Origin of the sequence: Pseudomonas sp. Irchel s3b5, assembly GCF_900187435.1 — a bacterium.
Lineage (GTDB): Bacteria > Pseudomonadota > Gammaproteobacteria > Pseudomonadales > Pseudomonadaceae > Aquipseudomonas.
In genome coordinates this window covers 137,448-153,754 of record NZ_FYDY01000001.1, presented here as the reverse complement: position 1 = coordinate 153,754, position 16,307 = coordinate 137,448, and the positions used below count along the sequence as shown (strand labels likewise).

Annotated in this window: 15 protein-coding genes; 6 read left to right on the top strand and 9 right to left on the bottom strand. The window is 60.5% G+C overall.

The features are described from left to right. Window positions 1–43: 43 nt before the first annotated feature. On the bottom strand, window positions 44–1,690 hold the full coding sequence (locus tag CKW15_RS00650) for a GMC family oxidoreductase (RefSeq protein WP_095151269.1): 1,647 nt from the start codon (window positions 1,688–1,690) through the stop codon (window positions 44–46). Window positions 1,691–1,822: 132 nt separating this feature from the next. Here CKW15_RS00650 and CKW15_RS00645 point away from each other — a divergent pair, with 132 nt between their 5' ends. Further along, entirely contained in the window at window positions 1,823–2,719 is an 897-nt protein-coding gene (locus tag CKW15_RS00645) for a LysR family transcriptional regulator (protein WP_095057787.1), read from the top strand. A 103-nt stretch (window positions 2,720–2,822) separates the two neighbouring features. Here CKW15_RS00645 and CKW15_RS00640 read toward each other — a convergent pair whose 3' ends face one another. Both CKW15_RS00640 and CKW15_RS00635 read right to left on the bottom strand, forming a co-directional pair. After that, window positions 2,823–3,923, bottom strand: a complete 1,101-nt coding sequence (locus tag CKW15_RS00640) for a DNA alkylation repair protein (protein ID WP_095151268.1) — start codon at window positions 3,921–3,923, stop codon at window positions 2,823–2,825. Next, window positions 3,920–5,743, bottom strand: coding sequence for a monovalent cation:proton antiporter-2 (CPA2) family protein (locus CKW15_RS00635; RefSeq protein ID WP_095151267.1), 1,824 nt, complete (start codon window positions 5,741–5,743; stop codon window positions 3,920–3,922). Before CKW15_RS00635 ends, CKW15_RS00640 begins: the two co-directional genes overlap by 4 nt. A 207-nt stretch (window positions 5,744–5,950) precedes the next feature. Between CKW15_RS00635 and CKW15_RS00630 the strand changes: the two genes are divergently transcribed. From CKW15_RS00630 to CKW15_RS00620, 3 genes are all read left to right on the top strand, one after another. Further along, complete coding sequence (locus tag CKW15_RS00630) at window positions 5,951–6,415, top strand: hypothetical protein (RefSeq protein ID WP_095057790.1); 465 nt, start codon at window positions 5,951–5,953, stop codon at window positions 6,413–6,415. A gap of 127 nt (window positions 6,416–6,542) precedes the next feature. Continuing rightward, on the top strand, window positions 6,543–6,881 hold the full coding sequence (locus CKW15_RS00625; protein WP_095057791.1) for an FKBP-type peptidyl-prolyl cis-trans isomerase: 339 nt from the start codon (window positions 6,543–6,545) through the stop codon (window positions 6,879–6,881). Beyond that, entirely contained in the window at window positions 6,874–7,374 is a 501-nt protein-coding gene (locus CKW15_RS00620) for an MEKHLA domain-containing protein (RefSeq protein ID WP_095057792.1), read from the top strand. Before CKW15_RS00625 ends, CKW15_RS00620 begins: the two co-directional genes overlap by 8 nt. A 7-nt stretch (window positions 7,375–7,381) precedes the next feature. On the opposite strand, the gene CKW15_RS00615 is transcribed toward CKW15_RS00620, so the two are convergent. Beyond that, a complete protein-coding gene (locus CKW15_RS00615) occupies window positions 7,382–8,503 on the bottom strand; it encodes a cytochrome P450 (protein ID WP_095151266.1) in 1,122 nt (373 codons plus the stop codon). Window positions 8,504–8,582: 79 nt separating this feature from the next. On the opposite strand from CKW15_RS00615, the gene CKW15_RS00610 reads away from it, so the two are divergent. Then, window positions 8,583–9,347 (top strand): helix-turn-helix transcriptional regulator, encoded by a 765-nt coding sequence (locus tag CKW15_RS00610; RefSeq protein ID WP_095151265.1) that lies wholly within the window; start codon window positions 8,583–8,585, stop codon window positions 9,345–9,347. A gap of 59 nt (window positions 9,348–9,406) precedes the next feature. Here the strand turns inward: CKW15_RS00610 and CKW15_RS00605 are convergent, their stop codons facing one another. From CKW15_RS00605 to CKW15_RS00585, 5 genes are all read right to left on the bottom strand, one after another. Continuing rightward, a complete protein-coding gene (locus CKW15_RS00605; RefSeq protein ID WP_095151264.1) occupies window positions 9,407–10,426 on the bottom strand; it encodes a branched-chain amino acid aminotransferase in 1,020 nt (339 codons plus the stop codon). Window positions 10,427–10,638: 212 nt separating this feature from the next. Then, complete coding sequence (gene lpdA, locus CKW15_RS00600) at window positions 10,639–12,021, bottom strand: dihydrolipoyl dehydrogenase (RefSeq protein ID WP_095151263.1); 1,383 nt, start codon at window positions 12,019–12,021, stop codon at window positions 10,639–10,641. An 18-nt stretch (window positions 12,022–12,039) separates the two neighbouring features. After that, window positions 12,040–13,314 carry a dihydrolipoamide acetyltransferase family protein gene (locus CKW15_RS00595; RefSeq protein WP_095151262.1) on the bottom strand — a complete coding sequence of 425 codons (1,275 nt, stop codon included), beginning with the start codon at window positions 13,312–13,314 and terminating at the stop codon, window positions 12,040–12,042. After that, window positions 13,315–14,373: an alpha-ketoacid dehydrogenase subunit beta gene (locus tag CKW15_RS00590; protein WP_053158507.1), complete on the bottom strand. Its 1,059-nt coding sequence runs from the start codon at window positions 14,371–14,373 to the stop codon at window positions 13,315–13,317. Between the two features lies 1 nt (window position 14,374). After that, the gene (locus CKW15_RS00585) at window positions 14,375–15,610 is read right to left on the bottom strand and encodes a 3-methyl-2-oxobutanoate dehydrogenase (2-methylpropanoyl-transferring) subunit alpha (RefSeq protein WP_095151261.1); all 1,236 of its coding nucleotides are present in this window, start codon (window positions 15,608–15,610) and stop codon (window positions 14,375–14,377) included. 184 nt (window positions 15,611–15,794) lie between these two features. On the opposite strand from CKW15_RS00585, the gene bkdR reads away from it, so the two are divergent. Next, window positions 15,795–16,283 carry a Bkd operon transcriptional regulator BkdR gene (bkdR, locus tag CKW15_RS00580; RefSeq protein WP_007915088.1) on the top strand — a complete coding sequence of 163 codons (489 nt, stop codon included), beginning with the start codon at window positions 15,795–15,797 and terminating at the stop codon, window positions 16,281–16,283. Window positions 16,284–16,307 lie beyond the last annotated feature (24 nt).

The window sequence follows — 16,307 nt, the reverse complement described above, 5'->3', positions numbered from 1 at the left end:
GCTTTCGCCAGCAAGCCGGCTCCTACATGTTTGTGTACCGAGTTCAGGCGTTTGCTGACAGTTCCATTGACTGCTTCACGCTCCTTGTGTCTGGGTTAAGGATCATCTGTGCCGCTTTCTCGGCAATCATCAACGTAGGTGAGCAGGTGTTGCCCGAGGTGATGCGCGGCATGATCGAGGCGTCGGCGATGCGCAGGCCGGGGGTGCCGTGCACGCGCAGTTGCGCATCGACCACCGCAGCGGCGTCGTTGCCCATGCGGCAGGTGCCCACCGGATGGAAAATCGTCGTACCGATTCGGGCGGCGGCTTCGTGCAGTTGTTCTTCGCTTTGCAGGCTGTCACCGGGCAGGTACTCGACCGGTTTGAATGCCTTCAGGGCCGGGGCGGCCACGATGCGTCGGGTCAGGCGGATCGCGTCGGCGGCGACGCGCAAATCCTCCGGATGACTGAGGTAATTGGGTTGAATCAGCGGCGCTTCCTGCGGATCGGCGGAGCGGATTTCCACCCGGCCACGGCTTTGCGGACGCAGGTCGCAGACCGACGCCGTAAACGCCGGAAACGCATGCAGCGGTTCGCCAAAGCGCTCCAGCGACAGCGGTTGCACGTGGTACTCAAGGTTCGCTGAAGTCTGTTCCGGGCCGGAACGGGCGAATGCACCGAGCTGACTCGGCGCCATGGACAGCGGGCCGCTGCGGTCATAGAGGTAGCGCAGGCCCATGCCCATCTTGCCCCACAGGCTGCCGGCAATCTGGTTCAGGGTGCGGGCGTTTTCCAGTTTGTAGATCAGCCGCAACTGCAGGTGATCCTGCAGATTGGCGCCCACGCCGGACAGCTCATGGGCGATGCCGATCCCCAGTCGCTCCAGCAACGGACGCGGCCCGATGCCGGAACGTTGCAGGATGCTCGGCGACCCGACGGAGCCCGCGCACAGGATGATTTCCTTGCGCGCCTTGAAGGTCCTGGCCTGATCTTGCCAGCGGGCACTGACTGCCGCCGCCCGGCCGTTTTCCAGCAGTACGCGGTCGACTTCAACGCCGGTCAGCACGGTGAGATTGGGTCGATGCCGAGCCGGTTTGAGAAACGCCTTGGCCGCATTCCAGCGAATACCGGCCTTCTGATTGACCTGAAAGTAGCCGCAACCTTCGTTGTCGCCCTGGTTGAAATCATCGATGCTGGCAATGCCGCTTTGTTCGGCGGCGTTACGAAAGGCATCGAGGATCGGCCACGACAGACGCTGGCGCTCGACACGCCAGTCGCCGCTGGCGCCGTGAAACTCAGAATCACCGGCAAAATGGTTTTCGCTTTTCTTGAACAGCGGCAGCACGTCCTGCCAGGCCCATCCTGGATTGCCATCGGCCGCCCAGCCGTCGTAGTCCCCGGCCTGGCCGCGCATGTAGATCATGCCGTTGATCGAAGAGCAGCCGCCCAGTACTTTGCCGCGCGGATAGCTCAGGGCGCGGCCTTGCAGGCCCGGTTGCGCCTCGGTCTTGAAGCACCAGTCGGTGCGCGGGTTGCCGATGCAGAACAGGTAACCCACGGGGATGTGAATCCACGCATAGTTGTCGCGGCCCCCGGCTTCGAGCAACAGCACGCGGTGCTGCGGATCGCCCGACAGTCGATTGGCCAGCAAACACCCGGCCGGCCCGGCCCCGACCACGATGTAGTCGTATTCATCAAGGGAAGTCTGCATCCCTGACCTCGTTTGTTGTTCTTGTTGCCTGTCATCCTAGTTGTTAGCTTTCGTCAAAAGAATGTTAGTTTTTGCGCAGCGGCTGTGCGTTTTTAAACAGCGCCATCCACAGCGAACAACCAGGGACGAATCATGTTTGACTGGAATGACTTGCGGTTTTTCCTCGAATTGCAGCGCAGCGGGCGTTTGCTTACGGCGGCACGCCGGTTGAACACGACGCACGCCACCGTGGCGCGGCACATCGAAGCCATCGAAAAGAGCCTCGGCACGGCGTTGTTTGTTCAACACGCCCAAGGCTATGAACTGACCCCGGCCGGCGAAGCGCTGCTTAAACACGCCGAGGCCATGGAAAACGTCGCGTTGCTGGCGCAGGAGGAAATCACTCAGTCCACGGCGCCACTGGGCAAGATCCGTGTCGGGGTGACGGAAGGGCTGGGCATCATGTTTCTCGCCAGTCGCATGAACGGCTTGTTCGAGCGCTACCCGGGGCTGGAGGTGGAACTGGTGGCGGTGCCGCGCTTTGTCAGCATCCTCAACCGTGAGGCGGAGATCAGCATCCACCTCGAACGCCCGTCCGCCGACATGCTGGTCACCCGCAAGCTCACGGACTATCGCCTGGCGCTCTATGCCAGCCAGGCTTATCTCGACCGTTCGCCACCGCTGCGCAGCCGCGAAGACCTGGGGCGCCACGCGTGGATCGGTTATGTCGATGATTTGCTGTTCAGCCAGGAATTGATGTTCCTCAACAGCTTCTGCCGTAACCCGCAGGTGGTGTTCCACAGCACCAGCGTGATCGCCCAGCAACAAGCGGCGCGGTCGGGGTTGGGGATCGCGGTGCTGCCGTGTTACATGGCCAGCGACGATCCGGGGCTGGTGCCGCTGTTGCCGGACGAAAGCATCCAGCGCAGCTACTGGATCAGCACCCGCCGCGAGCTGCACAAGTCTGTGCGGCTAAGGGTGCTGTGGGATTATGTGGTGGAGTTGTGTGAGCGGGAGCAAGCCCTGCTACTGCCCCCCAATCCCCTGTAGGAGCCGGCTTGCCGGCGAAGAGGTCTCAAGGTTTTCATCATGTTCAAGGCCCATTCGCCGGCAAGCCAGCTCCTACAGGTCCGGTTCTAACGAAGAAATGCAGTCAAACGATCTCGAATTGCGTGCTGGCCAGCCGCTCCCCATTCACCATGATGTGCACGGCATGAACGCCCGCATAATGCCGGCGCGTCGTGAGCTCCTTGATCTGTTGTCCCCGGCTGACGGTTTCGCTGGCCATGCCGGGCAGTGTCAGCGTCTTGAGCTTGAACACCTTCGCCGACGTGCTGCCGTTGGCTTTGACGTAATCGATGGCGTAATCGATCACCAGACGCTGACTGTCCTCAACCGTGGATTTGACGACAAAGGACAGGGTGATCTTTTCCCCCAGACCAATCACCGGCGGATTGATCTGTAACTCGCTGATGTCCACTTCAGGCTTGCCGCCCGCACCAATAATCGCCAGCGCGCGCGGGTTGCCCTGTTTGATCAGGCTGCGCAAGGCATGTTTGGCGATCCACGCGGTGTGTTTGTTATCCAGCGACCAGCCTTCGATCAGCTCCAGCACCCACTCGGGATGGTCCTTGGTGATGTCGTTGAGGTGATTGGCCACGGATTTTCGTACGTAAAGGCTGGTGTCGGCCTTCAGGTTGTCGAGGATTTTGACGGCGAGGCGTGGCTCAGCCTGGACCTGTTCCAGTCGAAACGACCAAGGCAGGCGCGGTCGGCAGCCTTCGCTGGCCAGGCGTCGCACGTGTTCGTTGTCATCCAGCGACCAGTCATGCATCCGCTTGAGCGAACGCTCGAAGTCGCTGCGCAGAAAGTAGCGGATCGCAAACTCCGAAGAGCCGAAGCAGGTGAAATATTTGAGCGCATCCATCGACTGCTCGAACGCATGGCCGCCGTAGCGGGCGACGTAGTGCGGCAGGCACATGCTGACGAAGCCGCTGTTCAGACGCGGGGCGAGGGCGCGCAGGACCTCCAGCGATGCTGTGTAATCTAGCGGCAACACCGCGTGCAGGCATTCGCTGACCCGGGCCATGCGCTGCATCACGCTCAGGTCCGCCAGGCCGGACTGGGTCAGTGTCAGGAACGCCTTGGCGTCGAACCCGGGATAGACCGCCGTCATCTCGGTGGCGATGTGCTCGAGGCGCTTGACGTTGAAGATTTCCTTGAGCGCGTGCGAAGACGAGTCAGCGTCACTCATTGAGGTGTCCTTTCTTTGCTTCCTGCTCGCTCTTCGAGCTCATCGGACTCAAACAAGCGCGCCAGTTCCGCCCGCGCTTCCTGTGCCGTTTGCAGAACCTTCGCCGCGTCGTCATACACGGCATGCTGGGCTTCGAGCACCTGCTCATCGTGATGCTTGAAGCGCTTGATCCGCGCATCGGCCTGAGCCTGGGTCAACCCGAGGCCGATCAGGGTTTGCCGGCTCATTTCCAGGCTCGAGTAAAAGGTCTCGCGCACCGCGTGTGCACCGACGTCCATCAAGCGGTGCACGTGTTGGCGGTTGCGGGCGCGGGCGATGATTTTCAGGTGAGGGTAGAGCTTGCGCACCAGTTCGGCGGTCTTGATGTTGGTGTCCGGATCATCAGTAGCGATCACGAAAAACTCGGCTTCCCCCACTTTGGCCGCGTTGAGGATCTCCGGGCGCATCGGGTCGCCGTAGAACACCGGCACACCACCAAAGCTGCGCGACAGCTCGATGGTTTCCACCGAGGTGTCGAGGGCGACGAACTTGATGTTCTGCGCCCGCAGGATCCGCGCAACGATCTGCCCCATGCGGCCCATACCGGCGATGACCACCCGCGGGGCGTCGGTATCGATTTCACGGAATTTCTCGGGCACTTCGACCGGTTGCACTTTCGGGCTGACCAGCCGCGCGCACACCAGCAGTAACAGAGGTGTCACGGCCATCGACAGGGTGATCGTCAACACCAGCAGGTCGTACATCTGCGGCACGAACAGCTCATGGTCGCGACCGATCTTGAACACCACGAAGGCGAATTCACCGCCGGCGGCCAGCACGATCCCCAGACGAATTGCGCTGACCTTGTTCAAGCCACCGGCCAGGTGACCGACGATAAACAGCAACGGCAGTTTGATTGCGATCAACAGCAGGGTCAGGCCCAGCACCGTGATCGGTGCACTCAGCAACAGGTTCAGGTTGGCGCCCATGCCGACGCTGATGAAAAACAGCCCCAACAGCAGGCCTTTGAAGGGTTCGATCTGCGATTCCAGTTCGTGACGGTATTCGGAGTCCGCCAACAGCAGGCCGGCCAAAAAGGCCCCCAGGGCCATGGAAATACCGGCCAGTTCCATGAGCCACGCGGTGCCGATCACTACCAGCAACGCCGTGGCGGTGAACACTTCAGGCAGCGCGGCTTTGCTCACCACGCGAAAGATCGGGCGCAGCAGATAACGTCCGCCGACCACCACTACCGCGATGCTGGCCAACACCTGCAAGCCGTGGTTCAGGTTTTCGGCGGCACTGGCGCTGTGACTGCCCCCGGCGAGCAACGGCACCATGGCGATCAGCGGGATCGCAGCAATGTCCTGGAACAGCAGAATCGCAAACGCCAGCCGCCCGTGGGGGCTGGTCAACTCCTTGCGCTCGGCCAGGCTTTGCAGGCCGAATGCGGTGGACGACAACGCCAGGCCAAGGCCCAGAACGATCGCACTGTTCAACGGTTGACCGAAGACAAACAGCGCTACGACGCCAATCGTCGAACCGGTCAGCAACACCTGCGCCAAACCCACACCGAACACCGACTTGCGCATCACCCACAAGCGTCGCGGTGACAGTTCCAGGCCAATGATGAACAGCAGCAGCACCACACCGAGTTCGGAGATATTGGCGACGCTCTGCGGATTGTCGATAAGCCCCAGCACCGAAGGGCCAATGATCACCCCGGCAAACAGATAACCCAGCACCGCTCCCAGTTGCAGGCGCTTGGCCAGGGGCACGATCAGCACGGCCGCGCAAAGAAACACGACAGCGGCTTGCAGCAGATTGCCTTCATGGGGCATGAACAAAAACTCCATCAACTTGGTACGGCGGGGCGTCAAGGATAAGGGTTAGGCGTTCAGAAGAGCCACTGCAAGCTAGGTCGATTCAGACTCCGCCACACAACAATGCGTTTGAAACAATTGATCATCAAGACTCGATTGATTTTGCCCGGCATTCAAGTAAAACCCGCAGAGTGTTCGAAATGATGGATATCAGGAGGCTGTTCGTTGGAAAAGAAACCCCTTTACCGCAAGGTCAACACTCGAACCTGGGGTGTGTGGCGCAACGAGCAGACCGGTGAGTATAGGCACCAACGGCACACCCAATATGAAATCCGCAATGAATCGTCACGCGGTTCAATGCACTCAACCCGTCGCCATGGGTTTGATTACACGCCGTTGTTCCGGTTTTTGCTTTCGCGGGTAGGAGGAGACTGGGATGAAATTTTCAGTGAGGCCGTCAGTCGTCTCGACCGCCCTGAACCGGTGTTCTGGATGGTCGCCCTGCATGAGGACGAAAGAGAAGAAGTAGTTTGTTTGGGGGAATCAAGTTACTTCAGCGGATTGTATGTCGATGACCAAAAGCGCCTGCAGATTGTGAATCCTCAACTCAATGCACAGGACATGCAGCCTTACTGTCAATGTTGCACCCACACGTTCAACGGCAAGCTGTTCGGCAAACGTAAAGACTAATTCAGGCTACACCAGCATTGCGCTTAAGCTTACGGGCTGAAACGGGACGGTTGCCAATCGCAGGCAAATCTGGGAAAACGGCGCCCATCAGGCCCTTTTGGGCGAGTGAGCATACGAGTGACATTCAATGAATGACGAGCTTCAGATAATTGATCTTCAGGTGGGCGACGGTAAAGCCGCCAGCAAAGGCGCTTTGATCACCACCCAGTATCGTGGTTGGCTGGAAGACGGCAGCGAATTCGACTCTTCCTACAGCCGTGGCAAACCTTTCCAGTGCGTGATTGGCACAGGGCGAGTCATCAAGGGGTGGGACCAAGGCATCACGGGCATGCAGGTCGGCGGCAAACGCAAGCTGCTGGTGCCGGCGCATCTGGCGTATGGCGAGCGCAGCATGGGCAAGATCCCGCCGAACTCGAACCTGATTTTCGAGATCGAGTTGCTGGAAGTGCTGACGCGCGATGATTGATCGTGATTGCCCGGAAGGGTTGCTGAACGAGGAGTACACCGCGGCGATTGAGCTGATCGACGCCTCCTATCGGCATTGGACCGGGAAAAACCTGCCGGCTCCGGACTCATTGAGCCCGACCGGGCGCCTGCACTGGCTTCATGCGCACGCGCCCTACAGTCTGTTAGCCCACGGCACCGAAGACGATCCGCTGTTTTTCTACGCCAACCAACAGACCCTGGCCTGCTTCAAATACCCGCGCTCCGAATTCCTCGGCATGCCGTCGCGCTTCAGCGCTTCGCCGCTCGACCGTGCCATGCGCCAGACATTGCTCGAACAGGTCACGGCCCACGGCATTGCCCATGGTTACAGCGGCTATCGGGTAGACAAGGCGGGCAATGCCTTCATGATTCATGAAGGCAAAGTGTGGACGCTGATTGACCGCAATGGCCAGCGCAAAGGGCAGGCAGCGTTGTTTTGGCCGGATGCCGGGCGGGTGGGGGAGTTGGGTTGATTGCCGATCAAACCTGCCTTGTGTCGCTAAACACCGGAACTCGCCCATTCAAGGACGGCCGGTAATCCCAGCTCAGCCGTTCCAGCACCGGTTTTGTCTTCAAAATTTGTCGCAACGTCGCGCTGGCGATACTCAAAGCCAGGTTTTGCCCCGGGCATTGGTGGTGTCCGGCGCCGAAGGTGAAGCTGCGGCGGTTTGGGCGGTCGAGCATAAAGGCATCGGGGGTGTTGTTGAGCTGCGGGTCGCGGTTGGCCGAGGCCAGCAGTACCAGGATCACGTCTCCTGTCTTGAGGCTGATGCCGTTGATTTCGCACGGGGCGACGACGAAGCGTCGGGTGTTCTGGACGGGCGGGTCGAAGCGCTGGACTTCGGCCAGCAGGTCGTCGATTTGTGCGGGTTCGCGGAGCACTGATGGGTTCTTTATCAGTGTCAGGATCGCGTTGCCGATCAGTCCGGCGGTCGCCTCAAAGGTTTGGGAGAACAGGCCGATCAAGTTGGCGATTAGCATTTCTGGCGTGCCACCGGTAAAGCGCTGGCGGATGCCACTGAGCAAAGGGCTGTGGTTGTCGGGATCCTCCAGAAGCTCGACAAAGTAGCCGCTCAGCTGTTCTGCAGCAGCGTGGGCGGCGGTCAGTTGAGTGTGAGTGCTCAAGGGCGACAGGCACGCAACGAAGTCCCTCGTCAGTTCGCTGATGGCTCGACCTTGAGCGGGGGAGTACCCCAGCAGGGCTGCCATTACACAGGCCGGTCCCCGGAACATGGCGTTGTACAGGCCTGCGGCGTCCGCCGTGATCAACCGCGCGCCGACCAGCGCCTCGACTTCCTGCGCATCGATTCCTTTCAGACCCGGTGCAATCGCCGACCTTGGGCAGCGTTGGCGTTCGCCCTCATTCATCCGCATCAGTTGGCCAAATACCTTGCCGGACATGCCATTGGCAATCGCATGGGGCACCGGTTCGTTTGAGGGCCGCACGTGGCAAACGGGATTTTCCAGTACCGCAGCCACCGCTTGGGCGCTGCTGGCGACCCATACATTCAGTTGCGAGTGGAAAACCAATCCGCCCTCGGCGCGCAGTTGTGCGTAATAGGGATAAGGGTCGGCGTGGGTCGCGGCGAGAATCGGGTCCATGGTTCGCAGCCTTTTGCTGTTGGAAAGTGTTGCTACTATCTCCAGTCGGAAAAGGCGTTGATTCGTCCGGGAGCGAAGTATGAGTGCAGAACAACACGACATCGGCGTTTCGCAGGTCGCTGCGGCCATTGCGGAACCCGCACGGACGAAAATCCTCTGTTCGTTGATGGACGGCCACGCTCGTACCAGCACGGAGTTGGCGGCGGTGGCCGAGGTCAGCGCGTCGACCGCCAGTGCCCATTTGGCGAAACTTAAGGAGTTGGCGCTGATCCGCTTGCACGCACAGGGGCGTCATCGTTATTACAGCCTGGCGGACAAGCGCGTGGCCCAGGCGCTCGAAGCACTGATGGTGATCGGCCAGAACACCGCGCCGACATTCAAATCGCACACACCGGACCGTCTGCAATTCGCTCGCACGTGCTACGACCACATGGCCGGAACCCTGGCGGTGCTGTTGCACGACCGTCTGATTGACGCGGGGTGGCTGCAGGAAACCGACGAACAGGCCTATCGCTTGAGCGACAGCGGTACGGCAATGTTTGAAGGACTGGGTGTTGACGTGCAGGATTTGAACACGCTACGTCGCCGCTTTGCCTGCCCTTGCCTGGACTGGAGCATGCGCCGGCTGCATCTGGGTGGATCGCTGGGAGCGGCTTTGTTGCAAGTGGCGCTCAGGCGCAAGTGGGTGACGCAGGATCTCGATAGCCGTGCACTGGCATTGACGGTGTTGGGACGAAAGGAGATCGCGGGGCGGTTTGGGATTGAGTTGCCCATTGAGCGTGATGGTAAAAGATCGCAGCCTTCGGCAGCTCCGGGGAGTGGGCCGCGTTTGGACGATTTTTAGCCATGAAAAAGCCCCCCATCGGTCACCCGATGGGGGGCTTTTGTGCGTCTGGCGTCAGGTCAAACCTTGACGATCCAGCCCGCTGGCGCTTCGATGTCGCCGGTTTGCACGCCGGTCAGCTCTTTGTAGAGCTTCTGGGTGACCGGGCCGACTTCGGTTTCGCTGTGGAACACGTGCAGGTGGTCGTTGTAGTCGATGCCGCCAATCGGCGTGATCACCGCTGCGGTACCGCAAGCGCCGGCTTCCTTGAAGTCGGAGAGCTTGTCGATCAACACGTCACCTTCAACCACTTCCAGGCCCAGACGGGTCTTGGCCAGCTCGATCAGCGACAGACGGGTGATGCCCGGCAGTACCGATGGCGAGTTCGGGGTCACGAACTTGTTGTCGTGGGTGATCCCGAAGAAGTTGGCCGAACCGACTTCCTCGATCTTGGTGTGGGTCATCGGATCCAGGTAGATGGCGTCGGCGAAGTGGGCTTTCTTGGCCTTGGAGCCCGGCATCAGGCTGGCGGCGTAGTTGCCACCGACCTTGGCGGCGCCGGTACCTTGAGGCGCGGCGCGGTCGTAGCTGGAAATCTGGAAGTTGTGCGGGGTCAGGCCGCCCTTGAAGTAGGCGCCGACCGGGATGCAGAAGATCGAGAAGATGAACTCGGGCGCGGTGCGCACGCCGATGTTGTCACCCACGCCGATCACGAACGGGCGCAGGTACAGCGCGCCGCCGGTGCCGTAAGGCGGAATGAAACGTTCGTTGGCGCGGACCACTTCCTTGCAGGCTTCGATGAACTGCTCGGTTTCGACCTGCGGCATCAGCAGGCGGGCGCAGCTGCGCTGCATGCGCAGGGCGTTCTGGTCCGGGCGGAACAGGTTGATCGAGCCGTCCTTGCAACGATAGGCCTTCATGCCTTCGAAGCACTGCTGGCCATAGTGAAGGGCCGTGGAGCCTTCGCTGATGTGCAGCACGTTGTCTTCGGTCAGGGTGCCCTTGTCCCACTCGCCATTGCGAAAATACGACAGATAGCGTTTGTCGGTCTTGATGTAGTCAAAACCCAGCTTGTCCCAATTGATGCTTTCGTTACCCATGACACCCTCTATCACTGAACAACCGTCGAAACGGTTCAAGGCTTCTGACGTTTTTTGGATGGGGACAACAATACTTCATTCCGGGCCTATTTCGCAGCCCAGATTGCGATCCCTGTAGGAGCTGGCTTGCCAGCGATCAATGCGGCGCGGTGTATCAGATTGACCGCCATCGCCAGCAAGTCGGCTCCTACAGAGTTAGAGCGTGCTTTGAATCACAGATGCAACGCATGCCCCAAGGCCCGCAAAGCCGCTTCCTGCACCGCTTCACCCAGCGTCGGATGGGCATGGATGGTGCCGCCGATGTCTTCCAGCCGCGCACCCATTTCAAGGCTCTGCGCAAACGCCGTCGACAATTCCGACACGCCAACCCCCACCGCCTGCCAGCCGACAATCACATGATTGTCCCGACGAGCGACCACACGCACGAAGCCGCTTTTCGACTCGAGCGTCATCGCCCGGCCATTGGCGGCGAACGGGAAGCTCGACACGATGCAATCCAGACCTGCGGCACTGGCTTCGTCCGGGGTCTTGCCGACCACCACCAGTTCCGGATCGGTAAAGCACACGGCGGCGATGGCGGTCGGGTTGAACTCGCGGGATTTACCGCTGATCAGCTCGGCAACCATTTCGCCCTGGGCCATGGCCCGGTGCGCGAGCATCGGTTCGCCGCTGAGGTCACCGATGGCATACACGTTGCGCATGCTGGTCTGGCAACGGTTGTCGATCTTGATCGACGAGCCATTCATGTCCAGCTTCAGCGCTTCGAGGTTCCAGCCTTGGGTGTTCGGCTTGCGACCGACGGCCACCAGCACCTGATCGGTTTCCAGGTTCAGGATGTCACCGCTTGGATCAAGTACTTGCAATGTATTAGCTTGTGAATCAAAGCCTTGCACGCTGTGCTTCAAGTAAAGCTTCATGCCGAGTCTTTTCAGTTCGTCGTGAACAGGCTGGGTCAGTTCGGCGTCGTAGGCCGGCAGGATGCGTTCCTGCGCTTCCACCACGCTGACCTCGGCGCCGAGCTTGCGATAGGCAATGCCCAGTTCCAGGCCGATGTAACCGCCACCGACCACGATTAGTCGTTTCGGAACTGAGGTCGGCGCCAACGCTTCGGTGGAAGAAATGATCGGCCCGCCAATCGGCAGCATCGGCAGGTTCACGCTTTTCGAACCGGTGGCCAGCACCAGGTGCTCGCACTGGATGCGCGTGTCGCCAACGTCCACGGTTTTACCGTCAACCACCTTGGCCCAGCCTTGAATGACCTGGACCTTGTTCTTCTTCAGCAGCGCTGCAACGCCGGTGGTCAGGCGATCAACGATACCGTCCTTCCACTCGACGCTCTTGCTGATGTCGAGGGTCGGCGCCGAAACGTTGATGCCCAGCGCCGAATGCTGGCTGTGGTGTTGCGTCTGGTGAAACTGCTCGGCGACGTGAATCAACGCCTTGGAGGGAATGCAGCCAATGTTCAGGCAGGTGCCGCCCAGCGATTGGCCTTCCACCAGAATGGTCGGGATGCCCAGCTGACCGGCACGGATCGCCGTCACATAACCGCCAGGGCCGCCGCCGATGATCAGCAGCGTGGTGTTCAGAGTTTGCATGGAGCTCTCCAACAAAAATCAGTCCACAAACAAGGTGGCGGGTTGTTCGAGCAGGCCGCGAATGGCCTGGATGAAGAGCGCCGCGTCCATGCCATCGACCACGCGGTGATCGAAGGAACTGGAGAGGTTCATCATCTTGCGGATCACGATCTGGCCTTTGATCACCATCGGCCGTTCGACGATCTTGTTCACGCCGACAATTGCCACTTCCGGCAGGTTCAGCACCGGAGTGCTGACAATGCCGCCCAACGCGCCGAGGCTGGTCAGGGTGATGGTCGAGCCGGACAGTTCATCGCGGCTGGCCTTGCCATTGCGCGCAGCCGTGGCCAAACGAGCGATTTCCGCCGCGTTGTCCCACAGGCTGCGGGCTTCGGCGTGACGCACCACTGGCACCATCAGGCCGACAGCGCTTTGGGTCGCAACCCCGACATGCACCGCGCCGGGGCGGGTGATGACCTGGGCTTCGTCGTCGTAGCGGGCGTTCATCTGCGGGAAGTCGCGCATGGCGACGACCATGGCGCGGACCAGGAACGGCAGCAACGTCAGCTTGCCACGGGTTGCGCCGTGTTTTTCGTTCAGGTGCGCACGCAGCTCTTCCACAGCTGTCACGTCGATTTCCTCGACGTAGCTGAAGTGCGCGGCACGCTGGGTCGCGTCCTGCATGCGCTGGGCGATCTTGCGGCGCATGCCGATCACCGGGATCTGCTCTTCATCGTGACGCTGGGCATAAGCGGCAGCGACGGGAGCCGAAGCGTTCGATTGGCCTTGGGCCAGATAGGCTTCGAGGTCGTCGTGCAAAATCCGCCCGGCGGGGCCACTGCCACGCACCAGCCGCAATTGAATGCCGAGGTCCAGCGCATGTTTGCGCACGGCCGGGGAGGCCAGCGGGCGTTCATCGGCTTCGCGGGCGACTATCGGCCCTTGGCAAACGGCCGCTTTCGGTGCTGCGGCAGCCACCGGTTTGCTTTCCACGGCGGTTTCGACTGTCGGCGTTGCAACCGGCGTTTCTTTAACAGGGGCCGGTTGCGCCGACGCCTTAACGTTGCCGGCGCCTTCGACTTCAATGCTGATCAGCACACTGCCGACGGCCATGACTTCGCCTGGCTGGCCACCGAGTGCAATGACTTTGCCGTGCACTGGCGACGGAATATCGACCATCGCTTTATCGGTCATGACATCGGCCAGTACCTGATCCTCGACGACCATGTCGCCGACCTTGACGTGCCATACCGACAATTCAACTTCTGCAATGCCTTCGCCAATGTCCGGCATTTTAATAACGTGCGTGCCCATTCAGACCTCCATGACCCGTTTCAGAGCCGCGCCCACTCGGGACGGGCCAGGGAAATACGCCCACTCTTGCGCGTGCGGGTAGGGGGTGTCCCAGCCAGTGACGCGTTCGATTGGCGCTTCCAGGTGGTGGAAGCAGTGTTCTTGCACCAGCGACACCAATTCGGCGCCGAAACCGCAGGTGCGGGTGGCTTCATGGACCACCACGCAACGGCCGGTTTTCTTCACCGACTTGACGATGGTTTCCAGGTCCAGCGGCCACAGGCTGCGCAGGTCGATGACTTCGGCGTCGATGCCGGTTTCTTCAGCGGCGACTTGCGACACGTACACGGTGGTGCCGTAGGTCAGGATGGTCACGTCCTTGCCCGGACGGGTGATGGCGGCGACGTCCAGCGGCACGGTGTAGTAACCGTCCGGCACTTGCGCGGCCGGGTGTTTCGACCACGGTGTGACCGGGCGGTCGTGGTGGCCATCGAACGGGCCGTTGTACAGGCGTTTTGGCTCGAGGAAGATCACCGGGTCATCGTTTTCGATGGAGGCGATCAGCAGGCCTTTGGCGTCATACGGGTTGGACGGCATGACGGTACGCAGACCGCAGACCTGGGTGAACATCGCCTCGATGCTCTGGCTGTGGGTCTGGCCACCGTAAATGCCGCCGCCGCAGGGCATGCGCAGGGTCATCGGTGCGGTGAACTCGCCGGCCGAGCGATAACGCAGGCGGGCGGCTTCGGAAATGATCTGGTCGGAGGCCGGGTACACGTAGTCGGCGAACTGGATCTCGGCCACCGGACGCAAACCATAGGCGCCCATGCCCACGGCGACGCCGACGATACCGCTCTCGGAGATCGGCGCGTCGAACACCCGCGAAGTGCCGTACTTGTTCTGCAAGCCTTCGGTGCAGCGGAACACACCACCGAAATAGCCAACGTCCTGGCCGAACACCACGACGTTGTCATCACGCTCAAGCATCACATCCATGGCCGAGCGCAGGGCCTGGATCATGGTCATGGTGGTCGTGGTCATGGCGGTTTCCAACTCGATATTGTTGTTGTGATCGTTCATGTCAGATCCCCAACTCTTGGCGCTGGCGCTTCAAGTGCTCCGGCATCTCTTTGTAGACGTCTTCGAACATGGTCGCGGCGCTCGGAATCTGGCCACCGGCGAGGGTGCCGTACTGTTCGGCTTCTTTTTGTGCAGCGATCACTTCGGCTTCCAGTTCGGCGCTGACGGCGGTGTGTTCCTCTTCGGACCAGTGACCGGTCTTGATCAGGTGCTGCTTGAGGCGCGCAATCGGATCACCCAACGGGAAGTGGCTCCAGTCGTCGGCTGGACGGTATTTGGACGGATCATCAGAGGTCGAGTGCGGGCCGGCACGGTAGGTGACCCATTCGATCATGGTCGGGCCGAGACCGCGGCGAGCACGTTCGGCAGCCCAGGCGGAGGCGGCGTAGACCGCATAGAAATCGTTGCCATCAACCCGCAGGGAGGCAATACCGCAACCGACGCCGCGACCGGCGAAGGTGGTCGCTTCACCACCGGCAATCGCCTGGAAGGTGGAGATCGCCCACTGGTTGTTGACCACGTTGAGGATCACCGGCGCGCGGTAAACGTGGGCAAAGGTGAGGGCGGTGTGGAAGTCCGATTCGGCGGTGGCGCCGTCGCCGATCCACGCCGAGGCGATTTTGGTGCCGCCCTTGATTGCCGAGGCCATGCCCCAGCCCACACCCTGGATGAACTGGGTGGCGAGGTTGCCGGAAATGGTGAAGAAGCCGGCCTCTTTGACCGAGTACATGATCGGCAGCTGGCGCCCCTTGAGCGGATCGCGCTCGTTGGACAGCAGTTGGCAGATCAGGTCCACCAGCGGTACTTCGCGGGCCATCAGGATGCTTTGCTGGCGATAGGTCGGGAAGCACATGTCGTCGATGTTCAACGCCAGGGCCTGGGCGCTGCCGATGGCTTCTTCGCCGAGGCTCTGCATGTAGAACGACATTTTTTTCTGACGCTGGGCGACCACCATGCGGTTGTCGTAGATCCGCGTCTTGAGCATGGCGCGCATGCCTTTACGCAGAATCTCGCTGGAGACGCCTTCGGCCCAGGGACCGAGGGCATTGCCCTGGTCGTCGAGCACGCGAATCAGGCCACGGGCCAGGTCAGCCGTGTCAGCCGGTTCAACGTCGATTTGGGGTTTGCGCACCGTGCCGGCATCGGTCAGATGCAGGTAGGAGAAGTCGGTTTTGCAGCCTGGGCGGCCCGAGGGTTCAGGGACGTGCAGGCGCAGCGGTTCATACGCTTGGGTCATGGCTTCTACGCTCGATCTTGTGAATTTCTTGTAGTGAGCTGACAGGAATCTTCGGTAAAAGAAATCTTGTCCTACAACAATCATAGGCCCGGCCAAGAAGAATATTTCTCTCTGTTTCATTGCGCTCAAGATCATTTGCAGATAAAAAATCTGCATAAACATAAAAAACAGGTGTTTTTGTCTCATGCGCAAACTTGACCGTACCGATATCGGCATTCTCAATAGCCTTCAGGAGAATGCGCGCATCACCAACGCCGACCTCGCGCGCTCGGTGAATCTGTCGCCGACGCCGTGCTTCAACCGGGTCAAGGCCATGGAGGAGTTGGGGCTGATTCGCGAGCAGGTGACGCTACTGGATGCTGACCTGTTGGGTTTGCACGTGAACGTGTTCATCCACGTCAGTCTGGAGAAGCAGGTAGAGGAGGCGTTGCAGCATTTCGAAGAGGCGATTTCCGATCGCCCCGAGGTGATGGAGTGCTACCTGATGGCCGGCGACCCGGATTACTTGATCCGGGTGCTGGTGCCGACCATTCAGTCGCTGGAGCGTTTCATGATGGACTTTCTGACCAAGGTGCCGGGGGTGGCGAATATTCGGTCGAGCTTTGCGCTCAAGCAGGTGCGCTACAAGACCGCGCTGCCGTTGCCGGCAAACGGCTTGACCCTTGGCAATTAGACACAAGCATCTTTATCGCCTGAT